This window comes from Muricoccus pecuniae, from assembly GCF_014199205.1.
GTDB lineage: Bacteria > Pseudomonadota > Alphaproteobacteria > Acetobacterales > Acetobacteraceae > Roseomonas > Roseomonas pecuniae.
Genome location: NZ_JACIJD010000001.1, coordinates 104,786 through 129,347, shown reverse-complemented (window position 1 = coordinate 129,347; position 24,562 = coordinate 104,786). Strand labels below are relative to the sequence as shown.

At 73.9% G+C, this 24,562-nt stretch carries 24 protein-coding genes; 13 read left to right on the top strand and 11 right to left on the bottom strand.

Translation table 11 applies throughout. The features are described from left to right. The first annotated feature begins 3 nt into the window (after positions 1-3). Positions 4-183 carry a hypothetical protein gene (locus tag FHS87_RS00590; RefSeq protein WP_184512752.1) on the top strand — a complete coding sequence of 60 codons (180 nt, stop codon included), beginning with the start codon at positions 4-6 and terminating at the stop codon, positions 181-183. A gap of 86 nt (positions 184-269) precedes the next feature. Here the strand turns inward: FHS87_RS00590 and FHS87_RS00585 are convergent, their stop codons facing one another. Further along, entirely contained in the window at positions 270-512 is a 243-nt protein-coding gene (locus FHS87_RS00585; RefSeq protein ID WP_184512750.1) for a hypothetical protein, read from the bottom strand. Between the two features lie 148 nt (positions 513-660). After that, positions 661-1,689: a D-cysteate sulfo-lyase gene (gene cuyA, locus FHS87_RS00580; RefSeq protein ID WP_184512748.1), complete on the bottom strand. Its 1,029-nt coding sequence runs from the start codon at positions 1,687-1,689 to the stop codon at positions 661-663. Positions 1,690-1,929: 240 nt separating this feature from the next. On the opposite strand from cuyA, the gene FHS87_RS00575 reads away from it, so the two are divergent. From FHS87_RS00575 to FHS87_RS00550, 6 genes are all read left to right on the top strand, one after another. Further along, positions 1,930-2,199, top strand: coding sequence for a hypothetical protein (locus FHS87_RS00575; protein ID WP_184512746.1), 270 nt, complete (start codon positions 1,930-1,932; stop codon positions 2,197-2,199). Between the two features lie 99 nt (positions 2,200-2,298). Continuing rightward, positions 2,299-3,318: an NAD(P)/FAD-dependent oxidoreductase gene (locus tag FHS87_RS00570; protein WP_184512744.1), complete on the top strand. Its 1,020-nt coding sequence runs from the start codon at positions 2,299-2,301 to the stop codon at positions 3,316-3,318. Further along, positions 3,311-3,985 carry a glutathione S-transferase family protein gene (locus tag FHS87_RS00565; protein ID WP_184512742.1) on the top strand — a complete coding sequence of 225 codons (675 nt, stop codon included), beginning with the start codon at positions 3,311-3,313 and terminating at the stop codon, positions 3,983-3,985. The genes FHS87_RS00570 and FHS87_RS00565 overlap by 8 nt, the downstream gene beginning before the upstream one ends. Then, positions 3,985-4,815, top strand: a complete 831-nt coding sequence (locus FHS87_RS00560) for a VOC family protein (protein WP_184512740.1) — start codon at positions 3,985-3,987, stop codon at positions 4,813-4,815. Before FHS87_RS00565 ends, FHS87_RS00560 begins: the two co-directional genes overlap by 1 nt. Further along, positions 4,812-5,561 (top strand): FkbM family methyltransferase, encoded by a 750-nt coding sequence (locus tag FHS87_RS00555; RefSeq protein ID WP_184512738.1) that lies wholly within the window; start codon positions 4,812-4,814, stop codon positions 5,559-5,561. The genes FHS87_RS00560 and FHS87_RS00555 overlap by 4 nt, the downstream gene beginning before the upstream one ends. After that, positions 5,561-6,625 (top strand): glycosyltransferase family 4 protein, encoded by a 1,065-nt coding sequence (locus FHS87_RS00550; RefSeq protein ID WP_184512736.1) that lies wholly within the window; start codon positions 5,561-5,563, stop codon positions 6,623-6,625. The genes FHS87_RS00555 and FHS87_RS00550 overlap by 1 nt, the downstream gene beginning before the upstream one ends. Here the strand turns inward: FHS87_RS00550 and FHS87_RS00545 are convergent. The 4 genes from FHS87_RS00545 to ribA all read right to left on the bottom strand — a co-directional run bounded on the left by FHS87_RS00545 (position 6,606) and on the right by ribA (position 9,679). Next, entirely contained in the window at positions 6,606-7,283 is a 678-nt protein-coding gene (locus FHS87_RS00545) for a YjbF family lipoprotein (protein WP_246417707.1), read from the bottom strand. The genes FHS87_RS00550 and FHS87_RS00545 overlap by 20 nt on opposite strands. Positions 7,284-7,335: 52 nt before the next feature. Continuing rightward, entirely contained in the window at positions 7,336-7,824 is a 489-nt protein-coding gene (locus FHS87_RS00540; protein WP_184512734.1) for a L,D-transpeptidase family protein, read from the bottom strand. A gap of 43 nt (positions 7,825-7,867) precedes the next feature. After that, positions 7,868-8,332: a hypothetical protein gene (locus tag FHS87_RS00535; protein WP_184512732.1), complete on the bottom strand. Its 465-nt coding sequence runs from the start codon at positions 8,330-8,332 to the stop codon at positions 7,868-7,870. A 150-nt stretch (positions 8,333-8,482) separates the two neighbouring features. Then, entirely contained in the window at positions 8,483-9,679 is a 1,197-nt protein-coding gene (gene ribA, locus FHS87_RS00530) for a GTP cyclohydrolase II (RefSeq protein ID WP_408906375.1), read from the bottom strand. Between the two features lie 283 nt (positions 9,680-9,962). On the opposite strand from ribA, the gene FHS87_RS00525 reads away from it, so the two are divergent. Beyond that, a complete protein-coding gene (locus FHS87_RS00525) occupies positions 9,963-10,679 on the top strand; it encodes a response regulator transcription factor (protein ID WP_184512730.1) in 717 nt (238 codons plus the stop codon). A gap of 85 nt (positions 10,680-10,764) precedes the next feature. On the opposite strand, the gene FHS87_RS00520 is transcribed toward FHS87_RS00525, so the two are convergent. Further along, positions 10,765-12,114, bottom strand: a complete 1,350-nt coding sequence (locus FHS87_RS00520; RefSeq protein WP_312861831.1) for an ATP-binding protein — start codon at positions 12,112-12,114, stop codon at positions 10,765-10,767. 53 nt (positions 12,115-12,167) lie between these two features. Continuing rightward, entirely contained in the window at positions 12,168-13,331 is a 1,164-nt protein-coding gene (locus FHS87_RS00515) for a penicillin-binding protein activator (protein ID WP_184512728.1), read from the bottom strand. Between the two features lie 116 nt (positions 13,332-13,447). Here FHS87_RS00515 and rsmI point away from each other — a divergent pair, with 116 nt between their 5' ends. The 4 genes from rsmI (at position 13,448) to ydfG (ending at position 18,759) form a co-directional block, all read left to right on the top strand. Then, positions 13,448-14,320 (top strand): 16S rRNA (cytidine(1402)-2'-O)-methyltransferase, encoded by an 873-nt coding sequence (gene rsmI / locus FHS87_RS00510; protein WP_184513263.1) that lies wholly within the window; start codon positions 13,448-13,450, stop codon positions 14,318-14,320. A 59-nt stretch (positions 14,321-14,379) separates the two neighbouring features. Then, a complete protein-coding gene (locus FHS87_RS00505) occupies positions 14,380-15,558 on the top strand; it encodes a glycosyltransferase family protein (protein WP_246417706.1) in 1,179 nt (392 codons plus the stop codon). A gap of 109 nt (positions 15,559-15,667) precedes the next feature. Beyond that, positions 15,668-18,007: a xanthine dehydrogenase family protein molybdopterin-binding subunit gene (locus FHS87_RS00500; protein WP_184512726.1), complete on the top strand. Its 2,340-nt coding sequence runs from the start codon at positions 15,668-15,670 to the stop codon at positions 18,005-18,007. After that, positions 18,004-18,759: a bifunctional NADP-dependent 3-hydroxy acid dehydrogenase/3-hydroxypropionate dehydrogenase YdfG gene (ydfG, locus tag FHS87_RS00495; RefSeq protein ID WP_184512724.1), complete on the top strand. Its 756-nt coding sequence runs from the start codon at positions 18,004-18,006 to the stop codon at positions 18,757-18,759. The genes FHS87_RS00500 and ydfG overlap by 4 nt, the downstream gene beginning before the upstream one ends. A 10-nt stretch (positions 18,760-18,769) precedes the next feature. Here the strand turns inward: ydfG and FHS87_RS00490 are convergent, their stop codons facing one another. The 3 genes from FHS87_RS00490 to hemW are packed head-to-tail and all read right to left on the bottom strand — an operon-like array spanning position 18,770 to position 22,963. Continuing rightward, positions 18,770-19,723, bottom strand: a complete 954-nt coding sequence (locus FHS87_RS00490; protein WP_184512722.1) for an MYG1 family protein — start codon at positions 19,721-19,723, stop codon at positions 18,770-18,772. 4 nt (positions 19,724-19,727) lie between these two features. Beyond that, positions 19,728-21,755 (bottom strand): M3 family metallopeptidase, encoded by a 2,028-nt coding sequence (locus tag FHS87_RS00485; protein WP_184512720.1) that lies wholly within the window; start codon positions 21,753-21,755, stop codon positions 19,728-19,730. A gap of 53 nt (positions 21,756-21,808) precedes the next feature. Continuing rightward, positions 21,809-22,963: a radical SAM family heme chaperone HemW gene (gene hemW / locus FHS87_RS00480; protein WP_184513259.1), complete on the bottom strand. Its 1,155-nt coding sequence runs from the start codon at positions 22,961-22,963 to the stop codon at positions 21,809-21,811. Between the two features lie 287 nt (positions 22,964-23,250). Here hemW and FHS87_RS00475 point away from each other — a divergent pair, with 287 nt between their 5' ends. Then, a complete protein-coding gene (locus FHS87_RS00475) occupies positions 23,251-24,549 on the top strand; it encodes an MFS transporter (RefSeq protein WP_184512718.1) in 1,299 nt (432 codons plus the stop codon). Positions 24,550-24,562 lie beyond the last annotated feature (13 nt).

The following is a 24,562-nucleotide window of genomic DNA, read 5'->3' as shown; positions in this document are numbered from 1 at the left end:
ATCATGCGTCTTCTCCGCGCGGCCCTGATGCCGATGCTGCTCCTGGCCACCCTCGCCGCCTGCACCGGCGGGAACCGCACCTTCGGCGAGCGCGCCCGCGACACGATCGACCCGCCGAACGGCCCGGTCGAGTCGACCGGGCGCGCGGTGGACCGGGCGATCGACCGCGTCCGCCCGAACTGAGCGGAACCGCACAAACGAAAGGGCCGCCGGCTGGTGCCGGCGGCCCTTCTCATGTCAGCCCCAGGTTTCAGCCCAAGGGCAGGCGATCAGCTGTGCTGGCCGCCATTGCCCGTGGCACCGGCGTGCAGGAGGAAGTTCTGCGCGGGGTCGGTGCGGGTGGCCTGGTTGCCCGCGAGCGGGGTGCGGCTGTTGGCCGCGGTCCAGGCGGGGGAGGCCGTCGGGCCCGCGACGTAGAGGCCGTCCGCGAAGGACGGGGCGGCGGCGCCGGCGACCAGAACGGTGGCGAGGCCGAGGGTCCGGAGGGCGCGGGAAAGGTTGGAGGTGAACATCGCTCTTATCCTTAGTGTGGATGGCGGCGGCAGGTTGTCGTCGTCTGGAGAGCGATATAGTCCCCCTCTCCCATCCACGCCACGCGATCCCGTGGATAGGTCCCATCCACGCCATGGATGAAACCCACCCTCCCCGGAGAGAACGCCCTCAGGCCGCCTCGGCCGGCAGGTCGAAGGCGTCGGGATAGCCGAAGAGGCCCACCGCCCCGCCGGTATGGACGAAGACCACGTTCTCCCCGGCCTTGAAGTGGCCCTTGCCGATGAGGTCGATCAGCCCCGCCATGCCCTTTCCGGAATAGACGGGGTCGAGGAGGATCCCCTCCCTCTCCGCCACGAGCTTCACGGCCTCCACCATGCCGCGGGTCGGGATGCCGTAGCCCTGGCCGACATAGTCGCAATTCGCCCGCACATGCTCCGCCCGCACCGTGCCCTCGGGCAGGCCGAGATGGGCGGCGGTGCGCTGGGAGAGGGCGAGGACATTCGCCTCCTGCTTCTCCCGCGGGGCGCGCACGCCGATGCCGAGCACGGGGATGCCGCTGTTCAGCCCGACGAGCCCGGCCACCAGCCCGGCCTGTGTGCCCGCGCTGCCCGTGGCATGGACGACATGGTCGATCCGCAGCCCCATCTCCGCCGCCTGCGCCACCAGTTCCAGCGCGGCCCCGACATAGCCGAGCGCACCGACGGGGTTCGAGCCGCCGCCGGGGATGACATAGGGCTTGCGGCCGGCGGCGCGCAGCTCTTCCGCCAGCGCCTCCATCTCCGCCTGCATGTCCGCCCCGCCGGGGCGGCGGGAGACGGTGGCGCCGTGCAGCTTGTCCAGCATCACGTTGCCCGACTGGGTGTAGGCGGGGTCGGTGTAGCCCGTGCGGTCCTCCAGCAGGATGTGGCAGGCAAGGCCAAGCCTCGCCGCCGCCGCCGCCGTCTGCCGGGCATGGTTGGACTGGGTGGCGCCCTGGGTGATGACCGTGTCCGCCCCCTGCGCCAGCGCCTCGCCCATCAGGTATTCCAGCTTGCGGGTCTTGTTGCCCCCGGTGGAGAGGCCGGTGCAGTCGTCCCGCTTGATCCAGAGCCGCGGCCCGCCCCCTGGGCCGGAGAGGTGCTTCGAGAGCCGATCCATCGGCTCCAGCGGCGTCGGCATGTGGCCCAGGCGGATGCGGGGGAAGCGGGCGAGATTCATGGGCGTTTCCTGGCGTTCACGGTACTCGGGGCCGCGGAGGCTAGGCCGGGGCGCCCGCCGCGCCAACCGCCTGCCCCGGGCTGCCTCCCGGCCGCTCCCCGGCATGCCCTCCCGGCTGCCGCAATGGGGCTGCCCCAAGATGTCGGAAAGGCGGCGAAGCCCATCCCAATCCCGCCGGGATGCCGCGCCATGAATGGCCCTGTCAGAGAGCCGGGACGGTCCCGGCGGAAGGGCGAGACGATGAAGAAGCTGGTCCTCGGGGCGATGCTGGCCGTGGCGGGCGCCCTCACCGTGGTGCCCGGCGCGAAGGCGCAGGGCTTCGGCTACTACAGCTACGGCTATGCCCCGCCGCCCCATCACTGGGAGGCCGAGCGCTGGCGGGAGCGCATGGAGCGCCGCGCCTACTGGCGCCAGCAGCGCGAGATGGCGGAGAGGGAGGCCTATGAGGCCGGGCGGCGCGACGCCTATCGCCAGGGGCGCCACCACGGGCACTCCTGGGCCTATCGCTGACCCCGTAGCGGCATCTGGCGGGGGCGGGGCCGCTTCCCGCCCCACCCCGCCCGCTGTATCACGCCCCCTCATTTGATGGACGGGAGGGGCGCAGCACCCATGACCGCGCATATCGAGACGGATGTCGCCATCATCGGCGCGGGGCCCGCGGGGCTCTTCGCCGTGTTCGAATGCGGCATGCTGCGGATGAAATGCGTGGTGGTGGACGCGCTCGAAGCCATCGGCGGCCAGTGCTCGGCCCTCTACCCGGAGAAGCCGATCTTCGACATCCCCGCCCATCCCCGCATCGCGGGCGGCGACCTGATCGACCAGCTCCAGCAGCAGGCCCAGCCCTTCGCACCCATCTACCTCCTCGGCCGCCGCGTCGAGCGGCTGCTGGAGGACAATGGCGAGTTCGTCCTCGGCACGAGCGAGGGGGACAGCGTGCGCGCCAAGGCCGTGGTGCTGGCCGCCGGCGCCGGCGCCTTCGGGCCGAACCGCCCGCCGCTGGAGGACCTGCCGCGCTACGAGGCCTCGGGCGCCGTGCGCTACATGGTCTCCCGCCGGGAGGACTTCCGCGGCAAGCGCGTGGTGATCGCGGGCGGCGGCGATTCCGCCGTGGACTGGGCGCTCTCCCTGAAGGAGATCGCGGCAAAGGTGACGGTGGTGCACCGCCGCCCGAAGTTCCGCGCCGCCCCGGAGAGCGCGGCCCAGCTCGACGCCGCCGCCGCGCGCGGCGAGCTGGAGCTGGCCATCCCCTACCAGCTCCACGGGCTGAAGGGCGATGGCGCCAACCTCACCCATGTCACCCTCGCCACCCTCAAGGGCGAGGAGAAGGACGTGGAGGCGGACCACCTGCTCGCCTTCTTCGGCCTCTCCATGGAACTCGGCCCGATTGCCGAATGGGGCCTGGGGATGGAGCGCAGCCACGTCACCGTCACCCCCGCCACGCTGGAAACCTCCCGCCCCGGCATCTACGCCATCGGCGACGTCGCGACCTATCCCGGCAAGCTGAAGCTCATCCTCCAGGGCTTCTCCGAGGCGGCGATGGCGGCGCACGCCATCCATCCCCGCGTGCATCCGGGCGAGGCGCTGCACTTCGAGTACTCCACCTCCAAGGGAGTGCCGGTCCATGGTTGAGGGTGGGGCTGACGGCAGGCTCGTCATCGGGACGAAGCGCTACTCCTCCTGGTCGCTGCGCGGCTGGCTCGGCGTGCATCTCGCGGGGCTGGAGGTGGAGGAGGTGCTGATCCCGCTCACCGGCGGCGGCAACACGGCGGCGATCAAGTCGGCCACCCCCGCCGGCCTCGTGCCCTATCTGGAGCACCGGGGCGCGCGGGTCTGGGAGAGCCTCGCCATCCTCGAATACTGCGCCGAGTTCGCGCCCTCCCTCTGGCCGGAGGACCGGGTGCTGCGCGCCCATCTCCGCAGCGCGGCGAGCGAGATGCATGGCGGCTTCCGCGGCCTGCGGATGGCCATGCCGATGAATCTCGGCCGCGACTTCTCCGGCCGCGGCGCGACGCCGGACGCGCTGGCCGACATCGCGCGGATCGAGACGGTCTGGGCGGGCTGCCTCGACGCCACGGGCGGTCCCTTCCTGCACGGCGCGGCCATGGGTGTGGCGGACGCAATGTACGCGCCCGTCGTCGCGCGCCTCATCACCTATGCCCCGCCCGTCTCCCCGCGCAGCCGCGCCTATATGGAGGCGGTGCGCGCCCATCCCCTCGTCGCCCGCTGGTACGACGAGGCGGCGCGGGAGCCGGAGTCCTGGCTGCTCCCGCACTACGAGGCCGGGCCCGCCGCCTGATGGCCGGCGCCACCGGGCTGGACCATCTCGGCATCTGCGCGCGGGATGCGGGGGCGCTCTGGGCGGCCTATGAGCGGCTCGGCTTCACCCTCACCCCCGTCGCGCAGCAGTCGGGCGGCAACGGGCCGCTCGGCACCGCCAATCGCTGCGCCATGCTGCGGCGGGGCTACATCGAGCTGCTGGCGATCCTCGACCCCGCCCTGCCCGACAACGGCCTCGGCGCCATGCTCGACCGCTTCGAGGGAGCGCGCATCCTCGCGCTGGGGATGAGGGATGCGGAGGGCAACCTGGCGCGGCTGCGCCGGGCGGGGCTGGAACTCCCGGGCACCCTCCCCCTCTCCCGCCCCGTCGAGCCCGGCGGCCCCGTCGCGCGCTTCGAGCGCCTGCCCCTGCCGGAGGCGCCGGAGGGCCGCGTGCAGCTCGTGCGGCACCTGACGCCGGAGGCCCTCTGGCAGGAGCGCTGGATGACCCATCCGAACGGCGCGACGGAATTGCGTGCGGCGATCATCGCCGCGGACCGCCCGGCCGAGAGCGCCGCCCGCCTCTCCCGCTTCGCCGGCCTGCCGCTGGAGCCGGACCCCGCCGGCGGCTTCGCCCTGCCCCTGCCCGACGGCGCGCGGGTGCGGGTGCTCGCCCCCGAGGTGGCGGCGGAGATCCTGCCGGGAGTGGTGCCCCCCGCCCTGCCGGCGGTGGTGGGGATGGTGATCGGCGTCGCCGACCTCGACGCCACCCGCGCCGCCCTCGCCTCCGTGATGCGGGTGGAGGTGCCGTCGGGGGTGATGGTTCCGCCGGAGGAGGCCGCGGGTTGCGCCCTGGTCTTCGCGGCATGAGGCGGTCCAGCGCCCTCCGCCGCTCCGTGGAAACCTACTACGCCCCGGGCCGGGACGCGGCGCTGGACGCCTTCCACGCCCGCTTTCTCGGCCCCGGGGATCTCGGCTTCGATGTCGGCGCCCATGTCGGGGACCGCGCGGCGAGCTTCCGCCGCCTGGGCGCGCGCGCGGTCGCGGTGGAGCCGCAGCCCGGGCTGTTGCGCGTGCTGCGCCTTCTCTTCCGCGGGGATGAGGGGGTGGCGCTGGTGCCCGCCCTCGTCGGCGCCGCGCCGGGGGAGGCGGTGCTGCGGCTGAACACGCGCAACCCCACCGTCGCCACGGCATCCGGCGACTTCGTGGCCGCCGCCGACGGCGCCGCCGGCTGGGAGGGCCAGGAATGGGACCGGGAGATCCCCCGCCCCGTCACCACCCTCGACGCCCTGGCCGCCGAGCACGGCATGCCGGACTTCATCAAGCTCGACGTGGAGGGCTTCGAGGCCGAGGCGCTGGCCGGCCTCCTCTCCGCGCCCCGCGCCCTGTCCTTCGAGTTCACCACCATCCAGCGCGGCGTCGCGGCGGCGTGCCTGGCGCGTCTGGCCGCCCTCGGCCCCTACCGCTTCAACGCCTGCCTCGGGGAGAGCATGGAGCTCGCCCACCCCGCGCCGCTGGGGGCGGAGGCGATGCGGGGCTGGATCGAGGCCCTGCCCCATGTCGCCAACAGCGGCGACGTCTACGCCGCCCTCGACCCCGCGCGGATCACCACCTGATGCGCGCCGAGGCCTTCCTGCCGCATCTCGGCTTCGCGGCGCTGCTGATCCTGCTCTCGGCGGGGGTGGTGCGGCTGCTCATCGCCTATCCCATGCTGGACGACCCCGCCCGCCGCGCCGCGACCGCGCACAAGGTGCCGACGCCGCGCGGAGGGGGCCTGGGGATCGTCGCCGCCTTCGTCGCGGGGATGGTGGTGCTCTACGGAACGGCCCGCTTCGCCCGCATCGCGGAGGCGGAGTTCATCGGCATCATCCTCGCCGCGCTGGCCATCGCCGGCGTCGCCCTGCTGGACGACCTGCTGGACTTCCGCTTCGTCGTGAAGCTCGCCACCCAGGCCGGGGCGGCGATGGTGGCGCTGGCCAGCGGGCTGGTGGTCACGCGGCTGGCCGTGCCCTGGGTGGGGGTGGTGGAGCTCGGCGCCTGGGGGCCGGTGCTGACGCTGTTCTGGATCGTCGCCTGCACCAATGCCGTGAACTTCATGGACGGGATGGACGGGCTGGTCGGCGGCTCGCTGCTGGTGGCCTGCGCCTCCCTCGCCTTCATCGCGGCGGAGCAGTCGGCCTGGTTCGTCTACGCGGCGTCCCTGTTCCTCACGGCCGGGCTGATCGGCTACCTGCCCTACAACCTCCACCCCGCGCGCATCTTCATGGGCGATGTGGGCAGCCAGTTCCTCGGCTTCATCCTGGCCGTGCTGGCGGTGGCCTGCGCGCGCTTCGACACGGCGCAGATCTCCTTCCTCATCGTGCCGCTGCTGCTCTTCGCGCATCTCTTCGACACCGGCTTCACCCTGCTGCGCCGCGCACTGATGGGCGAGCCGCTGAGCGCGCCGCACCGGACGCATCTCTACCAGATGGCCCAGCGGTCCGGCCTTTCCGTGCGCTGGGTGGCCGCGATCCACGGGGCCTTCGTGCTGTTCCAGGCCGGGCTGGCCCTGGCCTTTCCGCGGCTTCCCCCGGAGGTGAAGCCGCTGGTGGTGCTGCCGCCGCTGGCGGTGCAACTCCTCTGGCTCGCCCTTGTCGCGCGCCGCGTGCGGCGGGCCGGGCTCAGTTGGCGGGGGGGCTGACCACCTCGATCGTCACGGGGCGGCCGTCGGTCCCCACCCACTGCTCCGAGCGCCAGACCGCCCCCGTCTCGGGATCGGCCCAGTAGCGGTTCACGAAGCGCGCCCCGCCGCCGCAGCGCTCCTCCACGAACAGGCCCTCCGGCACCCGCTCCGCGCGCAGCCGGCACTCCAGCGCCACGCCGAAGCGCATCCGGCCGGGATCGCGGGAGGCCGGGACGATGTCCACCAGCCGGCGCGCGGCGGCGGGGCGCTCGGCCAGGGCGGTCACGTCGTCCAGCGGGTCCGGGCTGTCGAAGCGGGTGGCGGCGAGGCTTGTCGGGTTGCCGGCGGTGGCGACCACCCGCGCCCCGTCGGTCGCGAGCACGAAGCCGTCGTCCGAGCGCCACATGCGCTGCTCGCCATTGCCCTGGATCATCCGCATCACCCGGCGGCGGCGGCCCTCGGTGACGAGGAGGGTGGGGCCGTCCGTCACCTCCGCCTCGGCCTCCTCCAGCACGCCGGAGGGCGGCTCGTAGCGCGCGGGGGCGAGGCCGTCCTGCCGGGGCGGCAGGAAGACGCTGGCCCGTAGCGCGTTCTCGGCGGAACGGCCCCACTCGCCCATCTCCGGCGCCTGGCAGGCGGCGAGGGCGAGCGGGAAGAGGAGGAGGGTGCGGCGCATCCCGGCCAGGATAGGCCCCTGCCCCGCCGCACGCATCACCGAATTGTGAGACTCAGGGTATCTCGATGGCCGTCAGCCCCGCGGCCAGCGCCGCCCGGAGGTCGGGCAGGGCGAGGGCCACGCAGCCCTCGGTCGGCGTGTAGTCCGGGCGGGCGACGTGGAGGAAGATGGCGCTGCCCCGGTGCGGCACCACGGGCGCGTCGTTCCAGCCGAGCACGCCGATGATGTCGTAGACCCCGTCCCCCCGCCACAGCTCCTCGTGCCGGCCGGCATAGGGCAGCGTGACCGGGCGGTTGTAGGCGGGGTCGGCGGGGTCGTCGCACCAGCCGTCCGAGGGGCCGATGGGCTCCACCGGCACGGCGCAGCGCGGCGCCGGGCCGCGATCGGCGCGGTATAGCACGCGGCGCAGGGGCAGGGTGCCGCGGGGCGTCGCGCCATCGCCCTCGCTCTTGTCGGCGCGGAGGCCGCCGCGGCCGATGGCGCAGCGCCAGCGGTCGCACATCAGGGCCAGCAGCGGGTCTTCCAGGCGGGCGGTCGTCATGCAGCCCTCCTTGCCGAAAGGGGGGGTGCCGGGGCAAGCCCCCTCAGGCCGTGTTGGCGGCGAGCTGCTCCTGATAGGCGGCGCGGGCCCGGGCGATGGTCGCGGGATCGGGGGTCTGACCCCAGGCGAGGAAGGCCGTGGGCTGGTCCCGCCCGGCCGCGATGGCCTGGAGCGTGCCTACAAAGCCCGTTACCTCCAGCATGGCCGAGGCCACGCCGCCGAGGAAGCCCATGGGCCCGCCGATCGCCGTGCCCACCATGATGCGCGCGGCGATCGGGGCGGCACTTCCCGTCGCCTCCCGGTAGATCATGCCCACCCCCGGCACGTGCTGCAGGGGGTTGAGGGACTCCAGCACCTCGTCGAAGGAGAGCTCCACCGGCATCGGCGGCGATTCATCGCCGAAGAGGGGCGGGCCGCCATCGGCCGCGGGGCGGCTGCCGCCATAGGTCCGGCCGGCGAACATGCCCCAACCCTCGGGGGAGGTGGTGTTGGGCACGGTGTAGGTCATGGCGCGCTCCGCTCCATCGGGCGGTGGGCGCAGCGCAAGCGGCGTGCCTAGAGCATTTTCAAGCCGGGTGGAATCACCCGGCGGCTCGGAAAATGCGACAAAGCAAAGGGCTAGAGTGGTTGCCGTGAGCCAGGGCGAACGGAAAGCGCTCTAGCCCAGCAGGTGGCCGAAGCGCGCCTTCTTCGTCGCGAGATAGCCGTCATTCACCCCGTTGGCGGCGAAGAGGTGGGAGACGCGCCCCTCCACCGTGACCCCGCAGGCGGCGAGGCCGGAGAGCTTGTCCGGGTTGTTCGTCAGCAGCCGGACCCGGGTGAGGCCGAGGGATTCCAGCATCGTCGCGGCGACCCGGAAGTCCCGCTCGTCCGCGCCGTAGCCGAGGGCGCGGTTGGCATCCAGCGTGTCCAGCCCGCCATCCTGCAGCGTATAGGCCCGGAGCTTGTTCACCAGCCCGATCCCCCGCCCCTCCTGGGCGAGGTAGAGCAGCACCCCGCCCGCGGGCTCCGCCGCCATGCGGGCGATGGCGCCGCGGAGCTGCGGCCCGCAGTCGCAGCGCAGGCTCCCCAGCAGGTCGCCGGTGAAGCACTCGGAATGGATGCGGCAGAGCGGCGCCGGCCCGCCGGGCGCGGCATCCTCCGGCCGCCCGACGAGGATGGCCAGGTGCTCGATCCCACCATCGGCGGCGCGGAAGGCGGCGATCCGGGCCTCCGGCGCCTCCTCCAGCGGCACCCGCGCCTCGGCGACGCGGGTCAGGCTCGCGCTGGCCGCGAGGGGATAGCCCAGCACCTCCGACACCCCCACGGAAAGGAGGCCGAGCCGCGTCCCGGCGGGGATGGAGGCCGGGGCGGCGACGAGGGCGGGTAGCAGCCGCCCGATCTTGGCCAGGGTAATGGCGGCGGGCGACAGCGCTCCGGCGAGGCCCGGCGCGGCGACGATCCCCGGCGCCTCGGGCAGGAGCTGCTCGGCCACGGGGTCGGCCATGCTCCGCAGCGCCTCGGGCGCCAGGAGCGCGGGGGAGAGGCGGAGCGCCACCGGCGCGTCCTCCCCGGCGGCGGGGGCGGGAACGGGCCGGGCGAGGAGACTCGCGGCGCGGGGCGCGGAGAGGAGGAGGACGGGAGGGGCGAGGGAGGCGGCCGCAAGGTCGGCGAGGCCGCGCGCGCCCACCGTCTCGGCCGCCGCCAGCACCAGCGCCTCGCCGCCCGCGTCCAGCAGCACGGGCGTGCCGCGGCGGAGGTCGGAGACCGCGCGGTGCACGGCCCGCATCGCCAGCGCCCGCGAATCGCCCGCCAGGCCGCTTCCCCGCCAGCCGGGCAGGCGGGCCGCGTCGGCGCCCATCGAAGCTTCGGCCATTCCGGTCCCCTCGGCGTATCCGAATCGCCCCGGTCGGGCGAATTCCTGGACTGCCTTATCAAAAGCGATTCGCCTATCGGCGAGCCGCCAATATGGGATGCCGGAAGTGTCCAAAAGGGGGCAGAAACGTTCTGTCTGGCGGCATTCCCCACGAAAAAGAGAGCCAAGTCTTGCCGGGACAGGACGATCTGCCCCATATCGCGTTATCACGGCTCCGGGATCGGGCGTTCCGGCGCGCGAACCCCGGGCTTTTCCTACTCCGGGCTTTCCTACAGGAGGGTGCATGTCGGACCCACGTCCGATCCTGATCGTGGACGACGATCCGGCGCTGCGCGCCACCTTGTCCGAGCAGCTGGCGATCGAGGGCGAGTTCGCCCCGCGCGAGGCCGGGACGATGGCGGAAGCGTCGAAGATCCTTCTGGCCGAGGGCGCCCGGTTCGATGCCGTGCTGCTGGACATCGGCCTGCCGGACGGAGACGGGCGCGATCTCTGCGCCGAGCTTCGCCGCAACGGCATCAAGGTGCCGATCATCATGCTCACCGGCGCGGACGGCGAGCAGGACATCGTACGCGGCCTCGATTCGGGTGCGAACGACTACATCGCCAAGCCGTTCCGGATCATGGAGTTGCTGGCCCGCGTCCGCGCCCAGCTGCGCGGCTTCGACAATTCCGAGGACGCCGTCTTCGTCATCGGGCCCTACACCTTCCGCCCCTCGGCCAAGATGCTGCAGGACCCCGGCCGCAACCGCCGGATCCGCCTGACCGAGAAGGAATGCGCGATCCTGAAGTTCCTCTACCGCGCCGGCGGTCGGCCGGTGGGGCGGCAGATCCTGCTGAACGAGGTCTGGGGCTACAACGCCGCCGTGACCACGCACACGCTGGAGACGCATATCTACCGCCTGCGCCAGAAGATCGAGCCGGACCCCGCGACCGCCTCCCTTCTGCTCACCGAGGGCGGCGGCTATCGGCTGGACCCACTGGCGGGCCGCGCCGCGGCCTGAGCCCGGAAGGGAACGCGACCCAATAGGGGCCGGGGAGGGAGGCTTCCCCGGCCCTTCTCATGTCCGGGCCACCCAGAGTCCGCCCTCAGTGCCCGGGGAGCCAGACGCGCATGGTGGTGCCCTGCCCCACCGTGCTGTCGATCAGCAGCTGCCCGCGGTGATGGGCGACGATGTGCTTCACGATCGCCAGCCCCAGCCCCGTGCCGCCCGCCGCGCGGGAGCGGCCGGGGTCCACGCGGTAGAAGCGCTCGGTCAGGCGCGGGATGTGCTCGCGCGCGATGCCCGGCCCGTCATCCGCCACCTCCAGCAGCACGCCGGGGGCGAGCCCCCCTTCCGGCGCGGCGAGGGCGCGGACGGTGAGGCGGACCGCCCCCCCTTCCCGCCCGTAGCGCACCGCGTTCTCCAGCAGGTTCCGCAGCACCTGGGCGAGCTGCCCGGGATCGGCCGGCCTGGCCGTGGCGGGGGCGAGCCTCGCCTCCAGCGTGACGCGGCGGGCGGCGAGGATGGGGGCCATGGCCGCCGTCTCGTCCCGCGCCAGCGCGTCCAGCCGCGCCTCCCCCTGCGGCGCCTGGTGCTCGGTCATCTCGATGCGGGAGAGGCCGAGCAGGTCCTCGATCAGGCGGCGCATCCGCTCGGCCTGATCCGCGATGATGCCGAGGAAGCGGGTGGTCGCCTCCGGGTCCTCGGCGGCGGGGCCGCGCAGCGTCTCGACGAAGCCGATGATGGAGGCGAGCGGGGTGCGCAGCTCGTGGCTGGCATTGGCCACGAAATCCGCGCGCATCCGCTCGGCCGCCCGGGCCTGGGTGCGGTCGGCCAGCACCACGAGCAGCCGCCCCCCGTCCGAAAGCGGGGGGTCCATCGGGATGACCTGGGTGGAGAGGTCGCGCGCCACGGGGACGGGCAGCACGACATCGGCCGATTGCGGGCCTCCCTCGGCGAGGGCGCGGTCGATGGCGCCGGCGATCAGCGGGTGGCGCAGGAAGGCGGCGGTGTCGGCCGCGCTGCCCTCGGCGCGCCCCACGGCATTGGAGGCCGGGCCGGGGGCCGGGCCGGGGCCGAAGAAGCGGCGCGCGGCGGCGTTGGCGCGGAGCGGACGCCGGTCCCCGGCCAGGACGAGCAGCGGGTCCGGCAGGGCCTCGACGATGGCGGCGTCGGTGCGGCGAAGCTGGCTCACCAGCGCCTCCCGCCGCGCGAGGCTGCGGGTCAGGCGGGAGGCGGCCTCGGCCACCCCCGCGGCGGCGGGCAGCAGGGGATCGTGCTGCGGGGCGGGCAGCCCTTCCGCGGCCGCGCGCAGCTCCGCCTCCAGCCCCGCCAGCGTGTTCAGCCAGGAATGGGCGAGGAGGAAGGCCGCGAGCCCCGTCGCCATCAGGCCGAGCCCGACCGCGACGGGGTCCGTCCCCGTCAGCAGCAGGAGCAGCAGGGCGGCGCAGGGCACGCCGCCGATCAGCCCGGTGACGCGCAGCAGGGCGCCCGGGGAGGGACGCGGCTTCAGGAGCCGGCGGCGCCCGGCAGCAGCGGCGGCTCCACCATCTGCGGCTCGGCGCCCGGGGTCAGGGAATAGACGGCCAACGCCCGCTGCACCTGCCCGCCGGGCAGGAGGCGATAGGCGCCCTCGGCCCCTTGCAGCACCTCGCCCAGGGGAAGAGAGGCGGGGGCCGCCGGGTCTCCCCCGCGCACGCCGCGCAGCGCCGCCGCCGTCGCGTCATAGGCGGTGGCGGCGAGGCGGGGCGGGCGGGCGCCGAAGGCGGACTGGTAGCGGGCCTCGAAGCCGTTGCGGGCCGCGGGGTCGGGGCCGGGCACGAGGGCACCGCCGAGGGCGGGATCGGCGGCGATTGCCGGCTCGCCCGCCCAGAGGCTCGGCCCGCCCAGCCGTGGCGGCGCGGGAAGCCCCGCCCCGGCGAGGGCCGCGGCCATCTCGCGCGCCCCGGTCGCGCCCGTCTCGCCGAGGATGAGGAGGCCGATCCCCTCCGGCCCGGCCTGGGAGGCGACCTGCCCCGCCGCCTGGGCGCGGGAGGCGCCAGAGGGGTAGGAGACGATCACCGGCGCCGCCATGCCCGCGGACTGGGAGGCGTTGCGGAGGGCCGCGGAGAGCTGGCGCATGAAGGGCCCGTCCGGCCCGGCAAGGCCGACGCGGCGGATGCCGGCCGATTGCGCGGTGGCCAGCAGGCGCCGCACCTGCTGCCCCGGGGTGAGGCCCGTGACCCAGACGCCGTTGCCGCCCTGGTCCGCATCGTTGGTGAAGGCGAGGACGGGCACGCCGGCCGCGCGGGCCTGGCCGGCGGCGGCCGCGGTCTCGGGGCCCGTGAGGGGGCCGACCACCACCCGGGCGCCCTCCGCGATCGCCCCGCGCACCGCCTCCGAGGCGCCGCCGGCCGATCCCGCCGTATCGCGCGGGAGGAGTTCCACCCCGCGCAGGCCGGAATCGAACAGGGCCATGGTGGCGGCGTTCAGCATGGGCTGGCCGAGCGCGCCCTGCGGCCCGCTGAGGGGCAGGAGGACCGCGACCCGCGTGGGCTGGACCTCCATCGGCGCGGCCATGCCGCCGAAGAGCGGGGCGGCCGGGCGCGCATAGGTCCCGCGCGGCACTTGCGGGGCGCAGGCCCCGAGGCCCACAAGCGCCAGCAGCGCCGCGGTGGCGCGAAGACGCGCCACGGCGGTGCGGAGACGCGCCGCGGCGGCGCAAAGGCGGGAGAGGCGGCTTGCAGAGGGACGGGGAAGCGGGGCCTGGGCCCGGGACGGACAGCGAACCAAGCGACGCCCTTTCTGAGATCAGCGGCCGGAACGCCGCGCTGGCCCCGGGTTTATGGCTGGTCGCGACCCCCATCGGCAACCTGGGGGACCTCTCCCCCCGCGCTGTCGTGACCTTGCGCGGCGCGGAGACGATCCTCTGCGAGGACACGCGGGTGACGGCGCCCCTCCTCGCCCGCCACGGCATCGCCGCGCCGCTCCACGCGCTGCACGACCACAACGAGGCGGCGGAGGTGCCGCGGCTGATCGAGCGGCTGCGCGGCGGGGCGCGGCTGGCCCTCGTCTCGGATGCCGGCACGCCGCTGGTGAGCGACCCCGGCTACCGCCTCGCCCGCGCGGCGATGGAGGCGGGGATCCATGTCTCGGCGGTGCCGGGGCCGAACGCGGCGGTGATGGCCCTCACCCTCTCCGGCCTGCCTCCCCTGCCCTTCCTCTTCGCCGGCTTCCTGCCGCCCAAGGAGGGGGCGCGGCGGGAAGCCATCGCGCGGCTGCGGGCGGCGGAGGGCGCCGGGCTCTCGGCCACCCTCGTCTTCTTCGAGGCGCCGCACCGGCTGGCCGAGTGCCTCGCCGCCCTGGCCGAGGGCTTCGGGGACCGCCCGGCCGCCGTGGCGCGGGAACTGACCAAGCGCTTCGAGGAGGTGCGGCGCGGCCCCCTGCCCGAGCTCGCCGCCCATTACGCCGGGCACGCCGCGCGGGGAGAGATCGTCGTGGTGGTGGGCCCCGCCGGGGCCGAGGCGCCGAGCGGGGCCGACGAGCTGGACCGCCGGCTGCGCGCCGCGCTGGAGGCCGGGCAGTCGCTCCGGGACGCCGCCGCCATGGTCGCCGCCGCCACCGGCCTGCCCCGGCGGCAGGTCTATGCGCGGGCGCTCGAACTCGGGCGGGAGGGGGGCTGAGAACCCCTCGCCATGAACCCGTTGCCATCATGGGCGGGGCGCCCTAGGGGAGCGCAACCATGGCGGGAGAGACCGGGTTGAGCGACGCGCTGCCAGCCCCTGCGCTGCATATCGAGCCGGCCCCGGCGGTGCTGGACGTGCCGGTGGTGCTCTTCGCCTTCAACCGCCCGGCCTATCTCGAACGCGTCTGCGCCTCCCTGCTGAACCAGCGCGGCTTCACCCTCGACCCCCGCCGCGTCTTCCTGCTGCAGGACGGCGCCGTCTCCCCCCGCACCGGGCTGCGCTACGCCGAGGACGCGGAGGTGGCGGCCTCCATCGCGGCCTTCCGCACCCATTTCCCGCGCGGGCAGGTCTCGGCGGCGCCGCACAACATCGGCATCGCCGCCAATATCCGGCGCGGCGAGATCCTCGCCTTCGAGGCGGTGAATGCCGACTGTGCCTATTTCTTCGAGGACGACCTGGAGCTCGGGCCGGACTACCTCCGGATCATGGGCGAGCTGCGCGCCCTGTCGGACCGCGACCCCCGCATCGGCTACTTCGCCGCCTATGGCGACCACCAGGCCCAGCCCCCCGGCCCCGAGGCCTGGCTGACCATGCTGCAGCACCACTGGGCCTTCGGCCTGAGGCGCGAGCCCTGGCGGCGGCTGCGGGACTGGCTCGCCCCCTATGACCGCATCCTGGACGAGACGGACTACGCCTGGCGCGACCATCTCGCGATCTTCCGCTGGATGGAGACGCTGGAGGTCGCCGGCGGCTTCTCCTCCCAGGACGCGGTGAAGACCCTCGGCTGCCACGCGCTGGGCATCGCGCGCGTCATGACCGATGTCTGCTTCGCCCGCTACATCGGCGCCCAGGGCGCCTCCTTCCGCGACGAAAAGTTCCGGGAGATGGGCTACGACCGGATGAACTGGGTCGAGGGGCCTCAGTACCATCTGGCCGAGGATGCCGGCACCCAGGTCTCGGCCATCCTCGGGGACTCCCGCAAGCGGCACGAGTTCTTCCGCCAGGTGAAGCTGCCGAAGCTGCTGGAGGAGCAGGGCCGCATCCGCCTCGACCGGGACCGCCCGGCAACGCGCGAGGACGTGACCGCCCTCTTCCGCCTCCTGCTGGACCGCGTGCCGGAGGAGGCGGCGCTGGAATCCATGGCGGAGAGGCAGACGCTGCGGCAGGTGCGGGAGACCATCCTGGCCAGCCGGGAGTTCCGGGGGCGCACGCCCCGCTTCCGCGTCGCGGGCTGATCCGGCCCACGGCGATGGCCCCGGGGGGTTCCCGATCCGCGCGGGACCGCCCAACTTGGGCACTGCGGGCCCTGCCCGCCCCGATGCCCTCCCCGGACAGGACGCCCGCATGAACGCTCCGATCGATCCCTCGCGGCTGAAATTCGGCATCGGCCAGCCCGTCTCCCGCAAGGAGGACCCCGTGCTGCTGCGGGGCGAGGGGCGCTACAGCGACGACCTCTCCCTGCCCGGCCAGGCCCATGCGGTGATGGTGCGCAGCCCCTATGCCCATGGCGTGATCCGCGGGATCGACACGGCGGAGGCCGCGGCCATGCCCGGCGTGCTGGCCGTCATCACCGGGCGTGACCTGGAGGCGGCCGGCATCGGCCCCATGCCCGTGGCCGTGGGCCAGAAGAACCGGGACGGCAGCCCGGCGCGCACGCCCCGCCAGCCCGTCCTGACGACGGACAAGGTGCGCTTCGTCGGCGATCCCGTGGCGATGGTGGTGGCCGAGACCGCGAAGGAGGCGCGCGACGCCGCCGAGGCCGTGGTGCTGGACGTCGATCCCCTCCCCGCCGTGGTCGAGGCGCGCGACGCCGCCGCCCCCGGCGCGCCCCTCCTCTATGACGACGTGCCCGGCAACGCGGTGGTGGACTTCCACTACGGCGACGCGGAGGCCGTGGCCGCCGCCTTCGCGCGCGCGGCGCATGTCACGAAGCTCGCCATCCGCAACAGCCGCGTCGTCGTCTCGCCGCTGGAGCCGCGCTCGGCGCTGGCGAGCGTGGAGGAGGGCCGCCTCGTCCTCCGCATGGGCAGCCAGGGCGTGTTCGGCATGCGCGGCAACATCGCCAAGGTGATGGGGGTAGAGCCCTCGGAGCTGCGCGTGCTCACCGGCAATGTGGGCGGCTCCTTCGGGATGAAGTCGAGCGTCTATCCCGAGTATCCCGCCCTGCTCCACGCGACGAAGATGCTGGGGCGGCCGGTGAAGTGGACGGATTCGCGCTCGGAGAGCTTCCTGTCGGACAGCCACGGCCGCGACCACGACTTCGAGGCGGAACTGGCGCTGGATGCGGAGGGCCGCTTCCTCGCGCTGCGGCTCAAGGGCTTCGCCAATCTCGGCGCCTATCTCAGCAACGCCACCACCCTGCCGCCGACGATGAACACGGTGAAGAACGTGATCGGCGTCTACCGCACGCCGCTGGTGGAGGTGTCCACGCGCTGCGTCCTCACCAACACCACCCCGGTCGGCGCCTATCGCGGCGCGGGGCGGCCCGAGGGCAACTACTACATGGAGCGGCTGGTCGACACGGCCGCGCGCGAGATGGGCATCGACCGCGTGGAGCTGCGCCGGCGCAACCACATCCGCGCCGACCAGATCCCCTATGACGCGCCCTCCGGCATGCATTACGACAGCGGCGACTTCCCCGCGATCCTGGAGGAGGCGCTCGCCGCCGCCGACTGGGACGGCTTCCCCGCCCGCCGCGCGGAGAGCCGGCGCCGCGGCAAGCTGCGCGGCATCGGCATCGGCCACTATCTCGAGGTCACGGCGCCGCCGAACAAGGAGATGGGCGGCATCCGCTTCGACGAGGATGGCGGCGTGACGATCATCACCGGCACGCTCGACTACGGCCAGGGCCACGCCTCGCCCTTCGCGCAGGTGCTGGTCGATCGCCTCGGTATTCCCTTCGACCTGATACGGCTCGTGCAGGGCGACAGCGACCTGCTGGTGGCCGGCGGCGGCACGGGCGGCTCGCGCTCCATCATGGCGAGCGGGCAGGCGATCTCCGCGGCCAGCGCGCTGGTGATCGAGAAGGGCCGCAGGCTCGCGGGCCACGCGCTGGAGGCGGCGGAGGAGGACATCGAGTTTTCCGATGGTCGCTTCTCCATCGCCGGCACGGACCGCGGCATCGGCATCCTGGAACTGGCGGCCGCCGCCCGCACCATGCCCGGCCTGCCGGAGGAACTCCGCACGCTCGACGTGACCACCACCGATCAGTACGCGGACTCCGCCTTCCCCAATGGCTGCCACATCGCAGAGGTGGAGATCGACGAGGAGACGGCGGAGGCGCAGGTGGTGAGCTACGTCACCGTCAACGACTTCGGCGTGCTGGTGAACCCGATGCTCGTCGCGGGGCAGGCGCATGGCGGCATCGTGCAGGGCATCGGCCAGGCGCTGACGGAGCGCACGGCCTATAGCGAGGACGGGCAGCTCCTCTCCGGCTCCTACATGGATTACGGCCTGCCGCGCGCGGAGCACGCGCCCTTCTTCGCCTTCAACAGCCACCCCGTTCCCGCGCGCACCAACGTGCTGGGCGCCAAGGGCTGCGGCGAGGCGGGATGCGCGGGCGCCCTGCCCTCGGTGATGAACGCGGTGGTGGACGCGCTGGCCGAGCGCGGCGTCCGCCATGTTGACATGCCCGCCACGCCGCAGAAGCTCTGGGCGCTTCTCAACGAGGGAACCACGGCATGATCGTCCTTGTCACCGGCGCGACGGCGGGCTTCGGCGCCGCCATCTCCCGCCGCTTCGCGGCCGACGGCGCCCGCATCATCGCCGCCGGCCGCCGCGCGGAGCGGCTGGAGGCGCTGCGGGACGAGCTGGGCGCCGACAAGGTGCTGCCCGTGGTGCTCGACGTGCGGGACCGCGAGGCCGTCACCCGCGCCGTGGAGGGCCTGCCCGCCGAGTGGTCCGGGGTGGACGTGCTGGTGAACAATGCCGGCCTCGCCCTCGGGCTGGAGCCCGCGCAGAGCGCGAGCCTCGACGACTGGGACGCGATGGTGGACACGAACGTGAAGGGGCTGATGTACCTCACGCGCGCGGTGCTGCCGGGGATGATCGAGCGCGGGCGCGGGCATGTGGTGAACATCGGCTCCACCGCGGGCGAGTGGCCCTATCCCGGCGGCAATGTCTACGGCGCGAGCAAGGCCTTCGTCCGCCACTTCAGCCTCAACCTGCGCGCCGATCTCTACGGAACGCCGGTGCGGGTGACGGATATCGAGCCCGGCCTTGTCGGCGGCACGGAGTTCAGCAATGTCCGCTTCCACGGCGACGACGCGCGGGCGGCCTCGATCTACGAGGGCGCCGACGCGCTGACGCCGGACGACATCGCGGATGCCGTGCACTGGGTGGCCTCCCGCCCGGCGCGGGTGAACATCAACACGCTGCAGGTGATGCCCGTGGCGCAGAGCTTCGGGCCGCTGCGCCTCCACAAGCCCGGGAAGTAAAGGGGCGGCGCTACGGCGCCGTCCCCATCGCCCGCCGCGCCATCTCCACCGCGCCGTCCCGCGTGCGCGCGGCGCCCACGAAGCGGCGGAGATGGACGAAGACGGCGTCCGGCACGCCGCAGCGCTCGGCCAGCTCGGCTTCCTGCAACCCCGCCCAGGCCTCGGGCAGCGGCAGGCGCTGCGCGAAGGAGCCGGGCTCGGGCGGCATGGTGTCCAGCATCCAGTTGCCGTTGGAGGCCGGGCTGACGGTGAAGAGCACGGGCAGGCCGTGGTCGAACACCGTGCCCTTCCAGGGCATGCCGCGGTCGAGCACGAGGATGCGCGGGTCCTCCCCCGCCCGGTGCGCGTCGAGGACGACGGCCTCGGCCGCGTGGCGCGAGCGCATCGCGTCCACCCGGCGGCGCAGCACGCCCTCGGCCATGGCGGTGGCCTCCAGGAAGGCGGCGTCGCCCGCCGTCGGGCCGGTGGAGGCGGGATCGTCCCAGGGCGGGTTGAAGTCGCCGATCAGCGCGCCGAGGCCGAGCGCGTCGTCCCGCACGGGGCCGGTGGCGGAGACGCCGTTGTCCAGCTCGTCGATGCGGCGGACAACGCTGCGGTCGATCTCCGCCGCGATCGCCGGGGCGAAGCGCGCCCCGTCCGCGGGCAGCAGGGCGGCGACCGCGCGCTCGCCATAGACCTGCCAGACGAGCCCGGCCGAGGAGAAGGGCGTGCCGTCCGACCGCAGGGGCGCGCCGCGCTGGTGGTGGTCGAAGCGGTTGGTTGCCCCATCGAAGACGGTGCCGACATCCCAGACGATGTCGGCGGCCGCGATCGGCTCGGGCTTGCGCGTGCGGATCAGGAGATGGTCCCCGTCGGGATCGCGCAGCCCGAGGGCGAGGCGCAGCACGGCATAGGCGAAGACCTCGTCGCAGTGGAACTTGCCGCTATGCGTGGCCAGCACGGGGCGGGCATTGGTGTCCGGCATCGTCTCAGGCCTCCACCAGCTCGCGGCTGCGGAGAAGCGCCGCGGTACTGGGCGCGCGGCCGCGGAACTGCACGTAGAGTTCCATCGGGTCCCGCGTGTCGCCGGCGGAGAGCAGGGTGCGGAGCCGCGCGGCGGTGTCGGGGTCGAAGGGGTTCTGCACCTCGGTGAAGGCGTCGAAGCCGTCGGCGTCCAGCACCTCGGCCCACATGTAGGAGTAGTAGCCCGCCGCGTAGCCGCCTCCGGCGAAGAGGTGCTGGAAATGCGCCGGGCGGTGGCGGATGCCGATCTCCGCCGGCATGCCGATGGAGGCCAGGAACTCCCGCTCGAATGCCTCGATGTCGATCGTCCCCGGCGCGGGATGGCTGTGCAGCGCCATGTCGATCAGCGCGGCGGCCGTGTACTCCACCGTGCCGAAGCCCTGGTTGAAGCCGCGCGAGGCGAGCAGCCGCGCGATCAGCGCGTCCGGCACGGGCTCGCCGGTCTCGTGGTGCCGGGCGTACTGACGCAGCGTCTCGGGGAGGGCGAGCCAGTGCTCGTAGATCTGCGAGGGCAGCTCGACGAAGTCGCGGCGGACGGAGGTGCCGGACTGGGCGGGGTAGCGCACGCGGCTGAGCAGCCCGTGCAGCGCGTGGCCGAACTCGTGGAACAGCGTCTCCGCGTCGTCGAAGCTCAGCAGCGTGGGCTCCGATTTCGCGAAGTTGTTGTTGTTCACGATAACCGGGGAGACCGGCGCGTCCAGGTCCTCCTGGTCGCGATAGCTGCTCATCCAGGCGCCCGAGCGCTTGCCCGCGCGCGCATAAGGGTCGGCGAGGAACACGCCGACATGCCCCGCCTCGTCCCGCACCTCGTAGGCGCGAACGTCGGGGTGGTAGACGGGGGCGTCGGGGATGGGCGCGAAGGTGACGCCGAAGAGGCGCGTCGCCGTGTCGAAGGCGGCCTGCTGGATGTTGCCGAACTCGAAATAAGGCTTCAGCTCCGCCTCATCGAGCGCGTAGTCGGCGCGGCGCACCTTCTCGGCGTAGAAGCGCCAGTCCCAGGGGGCGATGTCGCCCTCGAAGCCCTCGGCGCGCGCGGCGGCGAGCAGGCGGTCGCGCTCGGCGGCGGCCTTGCGCTTGGCGGGCTCCCACACCTCGGAGAGCAGGCCCTGCACCGCCCCCGCCGTGCCGGCCATGGTGTCGGCGAGGCGGAAGGCGGCGAAGCTGTCATAGCCCAGCAGCCGCGCCCGCTCGGCGCGCAGGGCGAGGATCTCGGGGATCAGCGGGCGGTTGTCGTGCTCGCCGGGATGGGCCCCGCGCGCGATCCAGGCGCGATAGGCCGTCTCTCGCAGGTCGCGGCGCGCGGAGAAGGTGAGGAAGGGCTCGATGAGGGAGCGCGAGAGGGTGACGGCATAGCCCGGGATGCCGCGCTCGGCCGCGGCATTCGCCATGCCGTCGCGCAGGAAGTCCGGCAGCCCGTCGAGGTCCGCTTCCTCCAGGGCGAGGTGCCAGACCTTCTCGTCGTGGACGACGTTCTGGCCGAAGGCGGTGTGCAGCGCGGCCAGCCGTTCGGAGATCTCGGTCATGCGCGCCCGCGCCGCCTCGTCCAGCGCGGCACCGGAGCGGATGAAGCCGAGATGCGTGCGCTCCAGCAGGCGCCTCTGGTCCTCCTCCAGCCCCAGCGCCTCGCGCTGGCGATGGAGGGCATCGACGCGGGCGAAGACCGCGGGGTCGAGCGAGACGCGCATGCCGTGCTGGGCGAGGCGGGGCGACATCTCCCGGTCCAGCGCCTCCAGCGCCTCGCCGCCGAGGCTGACGACGAGGTTGCCGAAGACGTTGCCCACCCGCGCCAGGGCGCGCCCGCTGCGCTCCAGCGCCTCGATCGTGTTGGCGAAGCCCGGCTCGACCGGATCGGCCCCGATGGCGGCGATCTCGGCCAGGTGCTCCCCCATCGCCGCCTCGAAGGCGGGGGCGAAGTGCTCGGGACGGATGAGGTCGAAGGGCGGCGTGCCGAACGGGGTCGTCCAGGGGGACAGGAGGGGGTTGAGCTCGCTCATGGGCGCATACGCGGCCGAAGCGGTGCCGGGGTCAAGGCGCCGCGGGGCCAGGGTCAGCGCAGCAGCACGGGGAGCAGGGCGTCGAGCCGCAGCCGGCCCTCCATCGTGGCCCCCAGCCGGCCACCGGGGAGCCAGCGGAGGTAGCCCTCCTCCATCAGCGCCTCGAGCATGGCGTGGTCCACCACCGCGTCGAAGTCCAGGCCGCTGCGGGCCTCGATGCGGGCGGGGTCGATCCCTTCGGCCAGGCGCAGGCCCATCAGCATCGCCTCGCGCCCGCGCTCCACCGGGGTCAGCGCCTCCTCCTCCACCCGGGCATGGCCGTCCCGCTCCACGCGCTCCAGCCAGATCTCGGGCGCGCGGTGGCGGCGGGCGGCGAACACCTCGCCACCGGTCGTCAGCCGCTGGTGCGCGCCGGCGCCGATGCCGAGATAGTCGCCGTAGCGCCAGTAGGCGAGGTTGTGTCGGCTCTCCGCGCCGGGCCTGGCATAGTTGCTGACCTCATAGGGCAGGAGGCCGAAGCGGGCGGCCTCCTCGGCCGTCGCGGCATAGAGGGCGGCGGCCTCGTCCCCTTCCGGAAGATGGAAGGCGCCGCGGGCGTGCTCGGTCGCGAAGCGCGTGCCGGGCTCGACGGTGAGCTGGTAGAGCGAGAGGTGGTCGGCGGCCAGCGAGAGGGCGCGCCGCAGCTCCTCCCGCCAAGCCGCCTCCCCCTGGCCGGGGCGGGCGTAGATGAGGTCGAAGGACAGGCGCGGGAAGGTAGCGCGCGCGTGCTCCAGCGCCGCTACCGCCTCCCCCGCCGAGTGGTTGCGGCCGAGGAAGCCGAGCGAGGCCGCGTCGAGCGCCTGAACGCCGAGCGAGAGGCGGTTCACCCCGGCGGCGCGGAACTCCCGCAGCTTGCCGGCCTCCACGCTCGTCGGGTTGGCCTCCAGCGTGATTTCCAGATCGGGCGCGGGCTCGAACAGGGTGCGGGCGCGGGCGATGAGGGCGGCCACCGCCTCGGGCGGCATGAGGGAGGGCGTGCCGCCGCCGAAGAAGATCGAGACCAGCCGCCGCCGGCCCGCCCTGCCCGCCTCGTGCTCCAGCTCGGCCAGCAGGGCGCGGCCGTGGCGGGCGGCGTCCACCCCCGGGCGGACATGGGAGTTGAAGTCGCAATAGGGGCACTTGGCCGCGCAGAAGGGCCAGTGGACGTAGAGGGCCAGCGGCTCCGCGATGTCGGCGGCGGGCCGGGCGAGGATGGGGGCGTCGGTCACGGCGGGGATATGGTCACGGAGGGTGGCCGGGCGGAAGGCGGCCCGCCCGCCGCCCGGCCATGCAGGGGTGCGGGGTGGGGCGCGGGGTGTAGCCAAGCCGGCGCATCGGGCGCAGTTAGGGCGCCCCGGCCGGCGAACGGCCGCTGCGAGGTGCCAAGGCCCTGCTCCCTCCCCCGCCCGCCGTCTTCCCCGACGGCCTTCCCACCCCCCGCCGCCACCTGGCCACCCTCGCGGTCGCGCTCGGGATCATGATGTCGGTGATCGACAGCACCATCGGCTCGGCGGCGCTGCCGACCATCGCGCGGGCGCTGGACACCTCGCCCGCCTCGGCCATCTGGGCGACCAACGCCTACCAGCTCGCCGTCACCGTCTCCCTGCTGCCGCTGGCGGCGCTGGGGGAGATCATCGGCTATCGCCGCGTCTATCTCGGCGGCCTCGTGCTCTTCACCATCGCCTCGCTCGGCTGCGCCATGGCCGGCAGCTTCGAGGGGCTGGTGGCCGGACGCGCGATCCAGGGCTTCGGCGCGGCGGGGCTGATGAGCGTGAACTCGGCGATCATCCGATTCATCCAGCCGCGGGCCCGGCTGGCGCGGGGGCTTGGGCTGAACGCGATGATCGTCTCCTCCGCGGCCGCCGCGGGGCCGACGGTGGCGGGGCTGATCCTCGGCGTCGCGGACTGGCCCTGGATCTTCGCGGTGAACGTGCCGATCGGGCTGGGCGCCCTGCTGATCGGATGGCGCGCCCTGCCCGAGAGCCCGCGCGGCCGCCAGCGCTTCGACATCGTCAGCGCCCTGCTCTCGGCCTCCACCTTCGGCCTGCTCATCCTCGGCCTCGACGCCCTTGCCCATGGGGGCGGGCTCTGGGCGGCGCTGCCGCAGGTGCTGGCCGGGCTGGCCGCCGGCGCCCTGCTGGTGCGGCGGCAGGTGGGGGTGGCGAAGCCGCTGCTGCCGGTGGACCTGCTGCGGATCCCGGTCTTCACCCTCTCGGTCTGCACCTCCGTCTGCTCCTTCATGGCGCAGGGGCTCGCCTTCTCCGCCCTGCCCTTCCTGCTGCAGAGCGGATACGGCTTCTCCGTCTTCACCGCCGGGTTGCTGACCACGCCCTGGTTCCTCGCCACCGCCATCGCCGCCCCCCTCTCGGGCCGGCTGATGGAGCGCGTGCCGGCCGCGGTGCTGGGCGGGGTGGGGCTGGCGATGATGTCGGCGGGGCTGGGGCTGCTGGCGGTGCTGCCGCCCTCGCCCGATGTGGCCGACATCGTCTGGCGCATGGTCCTCGGCGGCTTCGGCTTCGGCCTGTTCCAGACGCCCAACAACCGCACCATGGTCGGCGCCGCCCCGCCCGAGCGCGCGGGCGGGGCGAGCGGGATGCTGAGCACCGCGCGACTCCTCGGCCAGACCACGGGCGCCGCGCTGGTGGGGCTGGTGCTGGGATGGATGCCGGGCATGCCGGTGGGGGCGCCGAAGCTGGCGCTCGCCATCGGCTGCGGCATGGCCGCGCTGGGCGCCCTCGTCAGCCTGCTGCGGCTGCGCGCGCGGGCTTCCGGCTGACCGGACTCAGCGA

Coding starts and splice junctions, on each gene's coding strand:
- FHS87_RS00505 (WP_246417706.1), top strand. CDS start 14,380: ATGGCGGGAGAGACCGGGTTGAGCGACGCGCTGCCAGCCCCTGCGCTG.
- FHS87_RS00550 (WP_184512736.1), top strand. CDS start 5,561: ATGCGCGCCGAGGCCTTCCTGCCGCATCTCGGCTTCGCGGCGCTGCTG.
- FHS87_RS00555 (WP_184512738.1), top strand. CDS start 4,812: ATGAGGCGGTCCAGCGCCCTCCGCCGCTCCGTGGAAACCTACTACGCC.
- FHS87_RS00560 (WP_184512740.1), top strand. CDS start 3,985: ATGGCCGGCGCCACCGGGCTGGACCATCTCGGCATCTGCGCGCGGGAT.
- ydfG (WP_184512724.1), top strand. CDS start 18,004: ATGATCGTCCTTGTCACCGGCGCGACGGCGGGCTTCGGCGCCGCCATC.
- FHS87_RS00490 (WP_184512722.1), bottom strand. CDS start 19,723: ATGCCGGACACCAATGCCCGCCCCGTGCTGGCCACGCATAGCGGCAAG.
- FHS87_RS00540 (WP_184512734.1), bottom strand. CDS start 7,824: ATGACGACCGCCCGCCTGGAAGACCCGCTGCTGGCCCTGATGTGCGAC.
- FHS87_RS00485 (WP_184512720.1), bottom strand. CDS start 21,755: ATGAGCGAGCTCAACCCCCTCCTGTCCCCCTGGACGACCCCGTTCGGC.
- FHS87_RS00545 (WP_246417707.1), bottom strand. CDS start 7,283: ATGCGCCGCACCCTCCTCCTCTTCCCGCTCGCCCTCGCCGCCTGCCAG.
- FHS87_RS00575 (WP_184512746.1), top strand. CDS start 1,930: ATGAAGAAGCTGGTCCTCGGGGCGATGCTGGCCGTGGCGGGCGCCCTC.
- FHS87_RS00475 (WP_184512718.1), top strand. CDS start 23,251: ATGATGTCGGTGATCGACAGCACCATCGGCTCGGCGGCGCTGCCGACC.
- FHS87_RS00525 (WP_184512730.1), top strand. CDS start 9,963: ATGTCGGACCCACGTCCGATCCTGATCGTGGACGACGATCCGGCGCTG.
- FHS87_RS00535 (WP_184512732.1), bottom strand. CDS start 8,332: ATGACCTACACCGTGCCCAACACCACCTCCCCCGAGGGTTGGGGCATG.
- FHS87_RS00500 (WP_184512726.1), top strand. CDS start 15,668: ATGAACGCTCCGATCGATCCCTCGCGGCTGAAATTCGGCATCGGCCAG.
- cuyA (WP_184512748.1), bottom strand. CDS start 1,689: ATGAATCTCGCCCGCTTCCCCCGCATCCGCCTGGGCCACATGCCGACG.
- ribA (WP_408906375.1), bottom strand. CDS start 9,679: ATGGCCGAAGCTTCGATGGGCGCCGACGCGGCCCGCCTGCCCGGCTGG.
- FHS87_RS00565 (WP_184512742.1), top strand. CDS start 3,311: ATGGTTGAGGGTGGGGCTGACGGCAGGCTCGTCATCGGGACGAAGCGC.
- FHS87_RS00570 (WP_184512744.1), top strand. CDS start 2,299: ATGACCGCGCATATCGAGACGGATGTCGCCATCATCGGCGCGGGGCCC.
- FHS87_RS00585 (WP_184512750.1), bottom strand. CDS start 512: ATGTTCACCTCCAACCTTTCCCGCGCCCTCCGGACCCTCGGCCTCGCC.
- FHS87_RS00590 (WP_184512752.1), top strand. CDS start 4: ATGCGTCTTCTCCGCGCGGCCCTGATGCCGATGCTGCTCCTGGCCACC.